Source organism: Brumimicrobium oceani (genome assembly GCF_003143775.1).
GTDB classification, from domain to species: domain Bacteria; phylum Bacteroidota; class Bacteroidia; order Flavobacteriales_D; family Crocinitomicaceae; genus Brumimicrobium; species Brumimicrobium oceani.
Genome location: NZ_QFRJ01000004.1, coordinates 48380 through 62591 on the forward strand (window position 1 = coordinate 48380; position 14212 = coordinate 62591).

11 protein-coding genes are annotated in these 14212 nt (G+C 36.4%); 4 read left to right on the forward strand and 7 right to left on the reverse strand.

Features of this window, described 5'->3' with window-relative positions:
• Positions 1–97: 97 nt before the first annotated feature.
• Both DIT68_RS06720 and DIT68_RS06725 read right to left on the reverse strand, forming a co-directional pair.
• A complete protein-coding gene (locus DIT68_RS06720; protein WP_109359060.1) occupies positions 98–1555 on the reverse strand; it encodes an FAD-dependent oxidoreductase in 1458 nt (485 codons plus the stop codon).
• Between the two features lie 306 nt (positions 1556–1861).
• A complete protein-coding gene (locus DIT68_RS06725; RefSeq protein ID WP_109359061.1) occupies positions 1862–2779 on the reverse strand; it encodes a DMT family transporter in 918 nt (305 codons plus the stop codon).
• Between the two features lie 33 nt (positions 2780–2812).
• Between DIT68_RS06725 and DIT68_RS06730 the strand changes: the two genes are divergently transcribed.
• The gene (locus DIT68_RS06730) at positions 2813–4603 is read left to right on the forward strand and encodes a MutS-related protein (RefSeq protein ID WP_109359062.1); all 1791 of its coding nucleotides are present in this window, start codon (positions 2813–2815) and stop codon (positions 4601–4603) included.
• Positions 4604–4739: 136 nt separating this feature from the next.
• Positions 4740–5057 carry a thioredoxin gene (trxA, locus tag DIT68_RS06735; protein ID WP_109359063.1) on the forward strand — a complete coding sequence of 106 codons (318 nt, stop codon included), beginning with the start codon at positions 4740–4742 and terminating at the stop codon, positions 5055–5057.
• Between the two features lie 174 nt (positions 5058–5231).
• Here trxA and DIT68_RS06740 read toward each other — a convergent pair whose 3' ends face one another.
• Positions 5232–5774 (reverse strand): ferritin, encoded by a 543-nt coding sequence (locus DIT68_RS06740; protein ID WP_199223390.1) that lies wholly within the window; start codon positions 5772–5774, stop codon positions 5232–5234.
• A gap of 334 nt (positions 5775–6108) precedes the next feature.
• Positions 6109–6450 (reverse strand): hypothetical protein, encoded by a 342-nt coding sequence (locus tag DIT68_RS06745; protein ID WP_109359065.1) that lies wholly within the window; start codon positions 6448–6450, stop codon positions 6109–6111.
• A 227-nt stretch (positions 6451–6677) separates the two neighbouring features.
• On the opposite strand from DIT68_RS06745, the gene DIT68_RS06750 reads away from it, so the two are divergent.
• Complete coding sequence (locus tag DIT68_RS06750) at positions 6678–7217, forward strand: DUF6702 family protein (RefSeq protein WP_109359066.1); 540 nt, start codon at positions 6678–6680, stop codon at positions 7215–7217.
• Positions 7214–9520, forward strand: coding sequence for a M1 family metallopeptidase (locus DIT68_RS06755; RefSeq protein WP_109359067.1), 2307 nt, complete (start codon positions 7214–7216; stop codon positions 9518–9520). Before DIT68_RS06750 ends, DIT68_RS06755 begins: the two co-directional genes overlap by 4 nt.
• Positions 9521–9849: 329 nt before the next feature.
• Here DIT68_RS06755 and DIT68_RS06760 read toward each other — a convergent pair whose 3' ends face one another.
• The 3 genes from DIT68_RS06760 to DIT68_RS06770 all read right to left on the reverse strand — a co-directional run bounded on the left by DIT68_RS06760 (position 9850) and on the right by DIT68_RS06770 (position 14094).
• A complete protein-coding gene (locus tag DIT68_RS06760; RefSeq protein ID WP_109359068.1) occupies positions 9850–10065 on the reverse strand; it encodes an RNA-binding S4 domain-containing protein in 216 nt (71 codons plus the stop codon).
• Between the two features lie 87 nt (positions 10066–10152).
• A complete protein-coding gene (locus DIT68_RS06765; RefSeq protein WP_109359069.1) occupies positions 10153–12237 on the reverse strand; it encodes a peptide MFS transporter in 2085 nt (694 codons plus the stop codon).
• A 42-nt stretch (positions 12238–12279) separates the two neighbouring features.
• Complete coding sequence (locus DIT68_RS06770; protein WP_109359070.1) at positions 12280–14094, reverse strand: peptide MFS transporter; 1815 nt, start codon at positions 14092–14094, stop codon at positions 12280–12282.
• Between the last annotated feature and the right edge of the window lie 118 nt (positions 14095–14212).

The following is a 14212-nucleotide window of genomic DNA, read 5'->3' on the forward strand; positions in this document are numbered from 1 at the left end:
GTAGTGCTTGATTTTAAGTGAAATCGAAGTACAAACCTCATATAAAACTACGAAAAGAATATTGAAACAGTTGGTTAATTTGTTGAATTTTCCACAATCAAGCTTCACCATTCCGCTTCAAACACTTCCCTCTAGGTTCATCTCCTTCGTAAAGTACAACATCAGAATGTAAGAACTGCGCTGCTTCGGCTGACTCTTTCACTTTTTTAGCGCTGCGTTTTAGCATTTCAGCTTCAAATTCAGTTAAAACACTTTCCCGAATTCCATTTTCTCGCCAATTAGACATTGGTCTGCACCCTCTTGAAATTCCTCGCGCCAAAACTAAAGCATCCAATAGCGCCTGATTTGCTCCTTGACCTTTGAAAGGACTCATGGGATGTGCTGCGTCTCCAATTAATGTGATTTGCTTTCCTTTTTTCAATAAATCGGAAGAAAGTAATTCTCTGTCGTAAACTGGATAACCAGAAATTTGAGCCTCTTGAGTTGCTTCCAAAATTTGCGGAATTGGATTGTGCCAAGGTGTCCTGCGAATTGCTTCTTCTTTAAGTGCTTTGGAGCCTTTTAAACTTAACTCTTTTGCATCTACTTCCGACATGGGGAAACTCAACTGCCACATCACCGATTCAGCATCGAAAGGCATAATATAAATGCGCTCATTTCCGTTAGCCGTTTGAAAAACCGTTGCAGAATCCAATAATGGACTTTCAACATTTTTTAAGGCAGACAAAGGACAAATTCCTAAAATCACTATGCAATCGAGATATCGCAAAGGTGAAACTTCGTCTCCAATCAATAATTTTCGTACAGTACTGCGAATTCCATCTGCTCCAACTAAAAGATCAGTTGTAAAAGTTTTCTTTTCTCCTTCTACTAAGAAATTCAATTCTACTCCTTCCATTTCACTCTCTTTAAAATCTACCAATTGATGATTCCATTCTACTTTATCTTCTCCACCCAACTGTTCAAGTAAGGCCAATCGCAAAGACTGCCTAGCGATATGCATATTCGTTCTTTTCGATGAAGTTTTGTCTTCGGAATTCATCCATTTCCTCACACCCCATTCGCCAATTACTCTGCCATCAGTCGTGTGTACAACATGTCTGGTGGAAATTACCTTATCTTTTAATGAGAATATCCCAAAACCCTCAATTGCTTTACTCGCTTGCTGCAAAGTCAATCCGTAGCCTTGCGAACGCACATCGAAACCTCTATCTCGCTCAAAAAGCGTAAATGGAATTCCACGGTGTAAACAAGCCACTGCCAAAGCTACACCGCCAATTCCACCGCCAACTATGGCCACATGTGGGAAATTTTCTTTATCTGCTTGAGGTGATTGTTCAGAGGAAATCAATCCAGAACCATTACAATTTGTACAGCTAGACAAATGACCTTTCGGGCGAATAGGAATTAATCCTTGTTTATTGGATTTTTCATATTCTTCTAATTCCCTCAGAAATTGAAGTTTAACTTTCTTCCTGAGTTTTTGACGTTTCTTACCTCGTCCCTGGCAGTCGGGACAGCTCGTATAATGGATATTTTTGTTTGGGGAATTCAATTTCTTCTCTTGGTGGTGGTAAATTTAGGAGGAATTTGGAAGATTTTAAGAATGACCTTTAAAATTTTACTCAAAGGATGGAAATGGAGTGGTATATTCAATTTTAGAACACACAATCTTTGTAATGCATTTGTATTTTCTTGAAACAAAAATGTACTACAAAACGTTACAAAAACAAACAAAAACGTTACAAAAAACTAATATATGAGATGGTGATTTCAAGTTAGATGTTTTAGCAGATATGGAAACCTGTAACCTATTTCAAAAAATGTGTAACCTAAATATGCTAAATAGCTTACAAGTAAACTACTTCCCAAGCTTCTCTTTCCTCAAAACTCTTCCTCTCACAATCGTATTTCCTAAAACTCCTGCTATAATCAACAACATCCCTGCAATCGCATAAAGGGAAATGATCTCATCGAATAGGAATAAGCCTAAAACAAATGCGTAAATAGAACCTAGATATTTAAATGGCGTAACCGTTGCTGTATTTGCAGAATGCAGAGATTTTGTGGCGAAAATTTGTGCGATGTGCGTAAAAACACCAATCACCAAAATGATTCCCCATTCTTTTCCTTGTGGAACAACATAATCAAAAGCGGTAAGAACTGCCATTATAGGAATCGCGATTAAAGGAAAGTAGAAAACAACAGTGATTGGCGCATCAGTGTGTCGCAGTTTTGCAATTGCATTATAGGCCATTCCAGCAAAAGCAGCCGAGATTACTCCAACAATTATCCACAATGGGTTTACGTTCGAAATGCTGTCGTCTTCGCTAAAATATTTTGAAAAACTAATAAACACGATTCCTAAAAATGCAATGAGGAAAAACAAACCTTGTATAGGCTTTACCTTTTCTTTAAGAATGAAAATAGCCAATATCACTGTGAATATTGGACTCAAATACTGAATTGTGGCGGCGATGGCAATAGGTAAATTGTTTAAGGTGTAGAAGTACAAAGTCAAGGCAATTGTTCCTGTAACTCCACGAATAACTAGCCATTTTTTATTGTTTCCTAAAAGCGGAATTCCTTTGCTTCTAATGACAGCCAAACAAATAGAAAATGTTATGATGGATCTGAATAGGATAATCTCAGGGATTGGGTATTTTTGCAAACCTGAAATGATGTCTTGATCTGGACCTTCGCCAAGAATTTTAACCAAGACGTTGACTATTATATAGCACAGTCCAGAAAGAATCATATACAGAATGCCTTTATTCATGGGCGCAAAGATATAATTAGAGCCAAGAAAGAAATGACAAAAGAGAATTATTCAACAACATTTTATAAAGAGCGACTAGAAGCATTAGCTTTAGAATTAAAAAAATACACCAAACGATCACGGATGTGGGTGGCCGTGCGCCTCATTTCATTCCTATCCATCGGTGTGTTGGCTTATTTCACCTACCCTTATGGTGGATTTTCAGCACTGGGAATTTTGGCTACTGTAGTTTTGTTCTTGATTTTCGTTAGGAAAAGTGCCGAAAACAAGGACCAATTAAATTATGTAAAAGCGCTTATTCGCATCAATGAAAACGAAATCAAAGGAAGTGAACATGATTTTTCGAGTTTTGACGATGGTGAAGAATACATGAATCCGCAACACCCTTTTAGTTATGACATGGATATTTTTGGAAAGGGAAGTTTCTTTCAATTATTCAACAGAACGGTTACAAAAAAAGGAGAAGAAGCTTTGGTTAAACGTCTTTTAAATGGAGTTGAAACACCATTAAAAAGTGCAGAGGCCATTAACGAATTAAAAGACAAAAAAGAGTGGTATCAGGATTATTTGGCCCACGGAAGCAGTTTAGATAAAGAAGCTACAGAAGTGAGTATTTCTGATTTATCGAAAGAGGAATATCCTGCAAAATCTTGGATGAAAGCTCTGCGAATTCTCTCTCCAATAATTGCTTTCCTAGCTTTTGCTGCCTATTATTTCGATTTTATCGGTGGAATTCATTTTGTAGTTGTAGCAATTATTATTTTTATTCCTGTTCGTCAATCCTTAAAAACTACAAATCGTTTACATCAATCATTATCTAAAATTGGATTCAGGGTTTCCGCCATGCAAAATCAACTGATGAGAATGGAACAAGAAAGTTTTTCATCGGAATTGATGACAGAGTTTCACAAGGAATTGTTTGAATCCGAAAACAATGGAAAACAAGGATTAACCGAACTTTCGAAATTAGTAAAACAAGCCGAATTCAGAAATAATATTCTTGTAGCAGTTTTCTTAAATTTCTTCTTCGCATGGGATTTCCGTTTGTTGATTAATATGGAGAAATGGAGCGCCCTTTATTCTGCAAAAGTAGAAAGATGGGAGGAAATCGTTTATGAAATGGAAGCTTTAATTAGTGGGGCGAATTTCAGATACAATTTTGAGAAGCACACCACAGTTCCAACATTGAGCAATCAAAAAGATGGACCAATAGAATTGATTAAACTGGGGCATCCTATTATTCCCTTACAGAAATTAGTGACTAATGATTTCCAACTTTCTTCTATTGAGCAATTCGCAATAGTGACAGGTCCCAATATGGCAGGAAAAAGTACTTTCTTGAGAAGTATTGGAGTGAATTTAATGTTAGCCCGAGCAGGATTTCATGTCATGGCAGAAAAATTTGAATTTCCTAACATGAAGCTCTATTCCAGCATGCGAACGAGTGATGATTTAAAAGATGAAACTTCCTATTTCCATGCTGAATTATTGCGTTTGCGTTTTATTGTTGACGCCATTGAAAGAGGAGAAAATGTATTTATTATTTTGGATGAAATTTTAAAAGGAACAAATTCTAAAGACAAGGAAGAAGGTTCTGCGAAATTCTTACAAAAATTGAATCAATTAGAAGCTCGGGGTATTATTGCCACCCACGATTTGTCACTCACTCAATTGGCCAATGTTTATAAAAGTGTGGTCAATAAATATTTTGATACCGAGATTAATGGAGATGAAATATCCTTTGATTATTGTATTCGTGACGGGGTTGCAAAAAACATGAATGCGAGCTTTTTATTGCGTAAAATGGGACTTATAGACAGATAGTATGGCTTGACTTCATGATGATATGCCAATTTGTCTTTAATTTAGACTTGGCAGAAAGTTTGATAAATCGGTCATGAAGGTTTATATTTATCAACTGAATAAATAAAAAGAACATAAATTAATAAATAATAAGATTATGGCAGTAGAAATAACAGATGCAAATTTTGATGAAGTGGTAATGAAATCAGACAAACCAGTTTTGATTGATTTTTGGGCAGAATGGTGTGGACCATGTAGATTAATCGGGCCAATCATCGACGAAATGCACGGAGAATACGAAGGAAAAGCAATTATTGGAAAAGTTGATGTTGATTCAAACCCTGGTGTTTCAGCGAAATTTGGTGTACGTAACATCCCAACCGTTTTGTTTATCAAAAATGGTGAGGTAGCTGACAAATCAATAGGAGCTGTTCCTAAAGAGCAATTGAAAGGTAAATTAGACGCTATTATGTAGTGTTCGTTTTTATAGAATTCAAGAAATCCCCGCTAGCATTAGTGGGGATTTTTAATTTTAGATGAGTTCGAATTACAAAAACACCTTCTTTAACAAATTATGCTGGGTTTTTAAGTAAAAATACACAAACCATTGGGCTTGTGTATTTCAAGGTAAATAAATGTAACTCTGACCCTAAATCGTTTCTTCTCTTGGCATATCACCTTCTTGAGATGCGGAAGCTAAATCTTTATCCATATCATAAAGATTAGAGTTCCCTCCTTTTCCATCGCCAGCAGCTAAATTATATTTGTCGATAACATCATTAATCAACGCTTCTTCCTCTATTTGTTCTTGAACAAACCACTGACCAAAGCTAAACGTTGACCAATCTTTTTCCTCGTGCGCTAAATTTACAATTTTGTCAATCTCTTTCGAATTATCAATTTCATGTTGTAATATCTTTTGAAAACAGTCACCTAGATCTTTTGGATTTGCTGGAGGCTCATTAATTGCTTCAATTTTTGTTGCCCCTCCTCTTTCATTGATGTATTTCAAAATTTTAAACATGTGTTCACGCTCTTCCTGCATGTGTCCGTATAAAAACGAAGCTATTCCTGGGTATCCATTAACCTCCGCCCAAGAACCATACGATAAATACACTTGAGATTGATAAGCCTCCATGGTCATTTGCTTGTTTAATATTTTCTCCATTTTGTCTGAAATTCTCTTACTCATAATTGTTTGTTTTGTTTGTTAGCTTAAAATAGGAATTATCTAGCAGAGAGGGAGTTCGATTTTAGGTTTTTTAAGACTTCTATATTACATCTGACATCTATGTGACAAGAATGTTGTGGGGAGAGGAGAGGAAGGATTACGGTAGAGGTGCGCAGGAGAAAAGAAGAATTACGCAAAGTTGAGCTGAGAGGGTAGAGAATCGCAGAGGGTTTTACCGAAAAGGCCGCGGAGAAGGCACAAAGTTCACAAGGAAAAAGAAGAATTAGGTGTTTGAGGTATTTTAATCCACAGAGGAGAATTTTCTACAAATTAAATATTGGAAAAAACTGTAGAATTAATTTTTATCCTGCGAAAAAATTGAGATTTTGTTTTCGCTGGTGATGGTGATATCATAAGAGGTGCATTCGCTCATATTAACAGACTCTGACAATTGAATGCCATCAATGGAGCCACTAATTGTTGCTACTCCGGGTGAGTAACTTTCTTCTGAAGAGATTAGGCCTTTCCCCAGTTCTGAAATTGAAATTACATTCCCAACAGATGATGTTATTTGTAAACTCACACTGGCAGTTCCATTATTTATAACTTTGGCAGTAGGTTCTTCATTGTTGCATTTTTCACAACTTACGAAAATCGTTAAAAAAGATATACTGAGCAAAATAATAATTAATTTCAACTTGAATTATGTGTTTTTGATGACTTTCAAAGGTAAGGTTTAATTGATTACAAATTTATCAATTTCAAATTACGTTAGATTGAAAAACGCAAGTGTTCATGAAACTACTATGTTCACGTATCGCGAACATGGTTAACAAATGAACATTTTATCTTTTTGTCTAGTTCCCTAGTTTCAGCAGCCACTAATTCACTTCACAACTCACGGTGCATCATTATTTAAATTTCATGTTTATTCAAAAGATTTTAAGTAAATTAGCCAGTTCTATGGCTTTAAAACTCACTCTTATCTCAACAGTTTTCATGTTCACATTTCATGCAAGTGCACATGAGTTCTACTTCTCTTTTGCAGAAATGCAATACAACCCGCAAACAGAGCAATTTGAAATTTCATTGGAAGTGACGGGTCACGATTTAGAGGATTACCTAAAAGATAAAGGAATTGCGATTCCTAGACTGGAAGATTGTATTGGAAATCCTATTTATTTAAACACAATTGAACAAGAATTGACCAAAGGGTTTCAGTTATTTGTGCAAAATTCCACGCTGGCCTTAGATTTAATTGGAATGAAAATAAATGATAATGACCAAGTTGTCTTTTTCTTAACTTCCAGGAAAATGAAGCAACCAAAATCTATGACAATCAAATACGATTTATTAATGAACTTTTTCCCTTTGCAACAAAACAAGCTCACTTTTTTCAAGCCGGAAGGGAAACAATTTGTTACTTTTCTAAACACCAGATCAAAAAGAACTATTGAATTATGAAAATACTCTTTACAATTATCTTCGCTTTTAGCTGCCTGAACAGTTGGAGTCAAGGACACGACAATACTGAAAACATTAACATGAATAAGTTTCGTCAGTTGAAACAAGAATTGGCAACACCAAATGTTTACAGAACAGCTTCTGGAGCACCTGGGCATGAATATTACCAACAACAAGCCAACTATGACATCTCCATTGAATTAGACGACGAAAAGCAAATGATTCATGGAAAAGAGCGCATTACTTACATTAATAATTCTCCAGACCAACTAGATTATTTGTGGTTACAACTTGACCAAAACATGCGTGCTCAGAATTCCGATTCTAAACTTATTCAAGTAGAAAGGATGGAAGATTTCAATACACTTGCTAAAGTTCACCGTAAAATGTTTGAGTTTGATGGTGGGTACAAAATAGAATACATCAAAGCGACTAATGGAGAGGACATGGAATACGCGATTAACAAAACCATGTTGCGAATTGATTTAAAAGAACCATTACAGTCAGGAAAATCCATAAGTTTTGATTTGAAATGGTGGTACAACATTAATGACAGAATGAAAATTGGTGGTCGAGCAGGTTATGAATACTTCCCAGAAGACGATAATTACCTTTATACCATTGCCAAGTTTTTCCCAAGAATGTGTGTTTACAATGATGTTGAAGGATGGCAAAACAAACAATTTCTGGGTCGAGGTGAATTCTCCTTGCCTTTTGGAGACTATAACGTAGAAATTAAGGTTCCAGACGATCATGTAATTGCTGCCACAGGAGTTCTTCAAAATGAATCTCAAGTTCTAAGCAGTATTCAGAGAGAACGTTTAGCTGCCGCAAAAAAAGACTTTTTAAAACCTACAATCATCATTAATCAAGATGAAGCAACGGAGAACGAAAAAACGAAATCAAAGAAAACCATGGTTTGGAAATTTAAGGCAGAAAACGTGCGAGATTTTGCATTTGCTTCTTCAAGAAAATTCATTTGGGACGTAATGCCGGTAAAAATTGATGGAAAAACCACCCTCGCAATGTCCTATTATCCGAAAGAAGGAAATCCTTTGTGGGAAAAGTATTCAACGGAAGTCGTGGCGCATACCTTAGAGGTTTATTCAGATCACACAATCCCCTATCCTTATCCCGTTGCAATTTCTGTTCATGCTGCATCTATAGGAATGGAGTACCCTATGATTTGTTTCAATTTTGGTCGACCAGAAAAAGATGGAACATATTCTCCACGGACAAAATATGGAATGATGTCAGTAATTATTCACGAAGTGGGGCATAATTTCTTCCCAATGATCATCAATTCCGATGAGCGCCAATGGACTTGGATGGACGAAGGTTTGAATACCTTTTTACAATATGTTGCAGAGCAGAAATGGGAACGCAATTATCCTTCGAGAAGAGGTCCAGCCTACATGATTAGCGATTATATGGGAGGAGACAAAGAATTCATTTCCCCAATCATGACCAATTCTGAATCGATATGGCAATTTGGAGACAATGCCTATGGGAAACCAGCAACAGCTCTTAACATTCTTAGAGAAACAGTTATGGGAAGAGAATTATTTGACTACGCCTTTAAAGTCTATTCTAAACGTTGGGCATTTAAACACCCCACCCCAGCAGACTTTTTCAGAACGATGGAAGACGCATCTGGAGTAGATTTGGACTGGTTTTGGAGAGGTTGGTTCTATACAACAGACCACGTAGATATCGCAATGACGGATGTGAAGTGGTTTCAAATGAACACAGGAAATCCACAAATTGAAAAGAAAATTGAAAAAGCTGAATCAGAAAGAGCTTCTGAATTTATCGGAACTCAACGCAACTTGGCTGACACAAATAAAACAAGGCTTGAGAGAAAACCAGAATTAGCAGATTACTACAATAAGCAAGATCCTTTTGAAATAGAACCGGCAGACCAACAAGATTTTGAAGCCTTACAAAACAAATTAAGTCAAGCAGACAAAGAGCTTTTAAATAGTGGTTTGCATTTCTACGAATTAAACTTCGAGAATATAGGCGGGCTCGTAATGCCTTTAATCATTAAAGCTGAATTTATTGATGGCACTGAGGAAGTGATTAGGATTCCCGCTGAAATTTGGAGAAGACATAATTATCTGACCTCAAAAGTGTTGTATTTCAATAAAGAAGTGACTTCTTTTTCATTGGATCCGTATTTAGAAACAGCAGATACAGATTTAAGCAATAACAGCTGGCCAAGGAAAGTTGAACCTACAAGGTTTAAATTGTTCCAGGAGCAAAGAATGAATGAAAATCCGATGCAGCGATCGAAGAGGTAGGGGTATAGATAAGGTGACGCAGGGTAAAAAAAAGGATTACGCAGAGTTGCGCAGAGGAGCAGAGATTCGCAAAGTAAATGAAGGATAGCACAGGATTGCTCAGAGAAGAGAAAGGATAATTATTAATACGATAAAGGTTTTAGCATGTAAGTTCGTTATAGTTATAGCAAACAATAAAAGTTAAACTACTATCACGATAAAGTCTTGTCGTCTGATTTCACCTCTATCAACCCTAGCTACTCGTAATTTCACAATTTTGTCAAAGTAATATTACTTTTAACAAATGGTCTAAATTTTAGAAATATCCAATAAATCCTTGATCAAACCCTCTATTTTATAATTATCTCTACACTTCCCTCTACTTCCACTACATCACCTTTACGAATCTTAGCGCGTTTACGTGTTTCTACTTCTCCATCTCTCACAATACCTCCTTCATCAACCATCATCTTTGCATGACCTCCTGTCTGGGCTATTCCAGCTGCTTTTAATAATTGAAGTAATTCTATATATTCTCCTTCGAGGTTAAATTCTATTGTTTCCATAATACTATTTTGTTTGATTTCTTAAAAAAACAAAACCGATGAATTGAATCACCGGTTTTGATATAACAATACATTTTCTTGTAAATACTACTTTACTCCGTGCATTAATTTCTTCAACAGTGGATTTAACACTGCGATAAGAATACCCGCAACTACTGGAATAGCAGTAAAGATTAAGAAGAAAGTAGACAAGCTGTATTCTTCCTGAATTTGCTCAACCATTCCCCCCAAAGATGCTGCTGTTTTATTTCCAATGGCAATGGCCAAATACCACATACCAAACATCAATGCGATCATTCTTGCCGGAACCAATTTACTTACGTAAGAGAGTCCAACAGGTGATAAACAGAGTTCTCCAATGGTATGGAATAAATACGCCAAGACTAACCAAACCATACTCACCCGCACCATTCCTGCTTCTGCTCCTGGAGGAATAAAGCTTGAACCGTAAGCTAAAATTGCGAACCCAACTCCAACTAAAATCAATCCTAAAGCATACTTCATTGCTGCAGATGGATTGTATTTACTTTCCCACCATTTAGAGAAGAAAGAAGCAAATGCAATAATGAAGAATGAATTCAAGATACTAAACCATGAAACCGTAATTTCAACTTCATTGTCTTTCACTTCTGCCACTTCACCTAATACGATTTGAGACTGCAAACCTTTGTCAGCATAATCGATTGCCAATTGATTTTGTTTTTGATCATCCAAATACTGGTATTTACCTAGCTCTAAGTGAGCCGCAACAGGTTCTCCAACTTTCAATTCGCTACTTGATGAAATACTCAAAGTTTGTGTTTCTGCCACTTCTCCTGCTTGTAAAGGTCTTGCTTCCGTAATTGGAACAAATTCTTTTACCATTTCTCCATCAACCTCAGTTTCTACTTGAACCGCTTGATAAGTTACATCGTAAGATTTAGTAGAGAAATCTTGAACCAACATCCAAACTACAACTCCCCAAACCAAGGCAAAACAAATGGCCAAAGTAATGTTACTTCCTGGTATCTTTTTAAATGATTGCTTATTCAATAAATAAAGTACCCAAGTAATAATCATCAATGGAATAACCGTTAACAATGTATTGACAACATTAAAGATGAGCGCTGAATTTCCAGTCAAAACACGATCTGTGTAATCTCTGGCGAAAATTACCATTGAAGTTGCGGCTTGTTCAAAAGGAATAAAGAACAATACAGTAAAGAATGCGAAAATAATAACGGCAATCATTCTGTCTCTCACCACTTTTTCATAACGAATAATTCGCGTGATAATGAGGTATAAAAACAAAATTACACCCGCAATAATGATTACTAAATCTCCAGATAAAGTGTCTTTTGATAATAAGAACTCCTCTGGTAAAAGATTAACACCACCAATTTTAGAAACCGGGTCATTAATTAAATATAAAAGTCCAATGATTGCAGTAACAACAATTAACACCTTATCCACCATTGTGAACTTATTCTCTTTGTAGTCTTTAACTTCAACAGCTTTTTCTTCTTTGGTTTGGCGAACTGGTTTTCCACCAATTTTACCAAACAATGGCTTAGCTAACAAGAACTGAATTGTTCCAAATAGCATGAAAACACCTGCTAATCCGAATCCCCATGACCAGCCTACGCGCTCTGCAAGATAACCACAAAGCATCATTCCGAAGAATGCACCAGCGTTTACCCCCATGTAGAAAATGGTATACGCTCCATCTTTCTTTTCAGGAAGATAGGTATACATTTCTGAGATTATGGAGGTAATATTAGGCTTAAAGAATCCTGTTCCTAGAACTAGAAGTGCTAACCCCATGTACAAGGAGAATTCTGTTTCGAAAGCCATGGAAGCATGACCTAAAGTCATGATAACACAACCAATTAATACCGCAACACGATATCCCGTAAACTTATCTGCAATTACTCCACCTAGAATTGGTGTTAGATAAAGCAAACCAGCATAGGTCCCGAAAAGAGCTCCCGCATTCTCTGCAGTCCATTCCCAACCTGGATTACTTCCAATAACAGCCATGGTAAGGAAGTTAATTAATAGAACCCTCATTCCATAGAAAGAGAATCGTTCCCACATTTCTGTAAAGAAGAGAACAAACAACCCTGCTGGGTGACCTAAAACTTTACTTTTAAAGAACTCATCATGCTGAGATCTATCAACTGCTTCTGCCATACTTATTCTTTATTGTTATTCTTATTTTGGTAATCCTTTTTATTAATCCTTAATTTCTGTATCTGCTATTTCATAGCCCTCTGCTTCTAGGCCTTCAACCTCTTTATCCTCTGCGCCATGAGTTAATTTCTTCAATCTTTTCAGGAACAATAAAAGAAGGAATCCGAAACTTACTGTGAAAATAGTCAGCCACATAAAGGTTTGGTACTCTTGCTCGTTCTGCTCTTCTGTTAAAACAAATGAAACGCCATAATCTTTACCATCACCTTTATTTTCAATATTTTTTGCAGATTCACCATCTTTTTCGAACACTAGACGCGCATGATAAGGAGTTTCTCTAGTTGCATTATTCTCTTCAAGCACCTCTTTTAACTCAGACTTACGTTCGTCTTCTAGTTTGAACATTCCATTCAAATCTTTTTGTGTTTCGAACTCAGCAAACTGAATTTGATTGTCTTCCAAAAATACATTACTTTTTATTTCAAAGTTTTTATCTTCATTAATTGGATAATCATAAACGGTAACAATTTTATTGTTTTGGTTCTTGATTTCCATAGAATCTTTTACCATGAAATCCGTTAATTGACCTTTATCAAAAACAACCTCACCAGAATAAGGAGTTAACTGAGAAGATTCTCCAATACTTCCGGCCAATTTATTACCAAATCCTGTTGCAGCAAAGAAAATACCCATCATGATAGATGCATATTTTAAAGGCGCCAACTTAGTAATGAAAGACAGGGAAACTGGAGAAGTTGAAAGCTCTCCAATTGTGTGGAATAAGTACGAAAGGAAAATCCAGAACATGGCTGCCTTACCAAAAGTTTCAGAACTTGCTTCTTTTGATGCGAACATCATAAATACATATCCAAGACCCATGATAATGGTACCAATTGCCATTTTGAAAAGAGAAGAAGATTCTCTACCACGTTTTTTCCACCATACCCAGAAACCACCAATTACAGTTCCGAAAATAATAATATAGGCAGCGTTTAAAGATTGGAACACTGCGGCAGGAATTTCCTCCATCCAACTCAATCCAATTGTTCTGTCAATTTTAGTATCAGTGTAAAGGTTCATTAATCCTCCAGCTTGCTCGAAAGCTCCCCAGAAAACAATAACGATTAGGAAAGAAATTAAAAGTACAATAATTCTATCTTTTTCAATTTTAGATAAAGGTTTATTTGCTGCCGCTTTTTCTGCTGGACTCACCTTATCACCTCCTGTAAATTCACCTACACCAACAAGAAACTTTTGTCCCCAAATATAAACTGCTTGCCCTAGTAACATACCGATACCTGCCAAACCGAATCCGTAGTGCCAGCCATAGTAATAAGCCACTAAACCAACTGAAATACTTGCCAAGAAAGCACCAATATTAATTCCGATGTAGAAAATAGTAAAACCGCTATCTCTTCTAATGTCTCCTGGAGCATACAAACCACCAACCATTGTAGAAATGTTCGGTTTTAATCCACCTACACCTAAAATGATTAATGCCAATCCCGTAAAGAAGGCCCAATCTTGCGGAATAGCCAAAACCCCGTGACCAATACACAGCAGGAGTCCACCGTACATTACCGTCTTTTTTTGCCCTAAAAACTTGTCGGCAATCCACCCCCCTGGAATAGAAGCTACATAAACAAACATGGTATACCATCCATACAACCAAATTGCATCTTTACTGCTCCATCCTAATCCTGGGTCAACTGCGGTAGCAGAAGCTGCGATATATAAGGTAAGAATACCTCGCATTCCATAATATGAGAACCTTTCCCACATTTCCGTAAAGAATAAAATAAACAATCCTACTGGATGTCCTAAGAACTCTTTTTTCACACTTGCATCTAAACTCATACTTGTTTCATTAGTATTTGGGTCGTGAAAATAATTAAAATTATTGAGCCTTAGCCAAATTACGTTAATTTAGTTTAGGGAAGAAAGAAATACAATCTACAAAGCCTTCGTCATTTTA

What these genes read in the sequence shown, in the direction of transcription:
- DIT68_RS06725 (WP_109359061.1), bottom strand. Translation starts at nt 2,779, where the DNA reads ATGAATAAAGGCATTCTGTATATGATTCTTTCTGGACTGTGCTATATA.
- DIT68_RS06730 (WP_109359062.1), top strand. Translation starts at nt 2,813, where the DNA reads ATGACAAAAGAGAATTATTCAACAACATTTTATAAAGAGCGACTAGAA.
- trxA (WP_109359063.1), top strand. Translation starts at nt 4,740, where the DNA reads ATGGCAGTAGAAATAACAGATGCAAATTTTGATGAAGTGGTAATGAAA.
- DIT68_RS06740 (WP_199223390.1), bottom strand. Translation starts at nt 5,774, where the DNA reads ATGAGTAAGAGAATTTCAGACAAAATGGAGAAAATATTAAACAAGCAA.
- DIT68_RS06750 (WP_109359066.1), top strand. Translation starts at nt 6,678, where the DNA reads ATGTTTATTCAAAAGATTTTAAGTAAATTAGCCAGTTCTATGGCTTTA.
- DIT68_RS06755 (WP_109359067.1), top strand. Translation starts at nt 7,214, where the DNA reads ATGAAAATACTCTTTACAATTATCTTCGCTTTTAGCTGCCTGAACAGT.
- DIT68_RS06760 (WP_109359068.1), bottom strand. Translation starts at nt 10,065, where the DNA reads ATGGAAACAATAGAATTTAACCTCGAAGGAGAATATATAGAATTACTT.
- DIT68_RS06765 (WP_109359069.1), bottom strand. Translation starts at nt 12,237, where the DNA reads ATGGCAGAAGCAGTTGATAGATCTCAGCATGATGAGTTCTTTAAAAGT.
- DIT68_RS06770 (WP_109359070.1), bottom strand. Translation starts at nt 14,094, where the DNA reads ATGAGTTTAGATGCAAGTGTGAAAAAAGAGTTCTTAGGACATCCAGTA.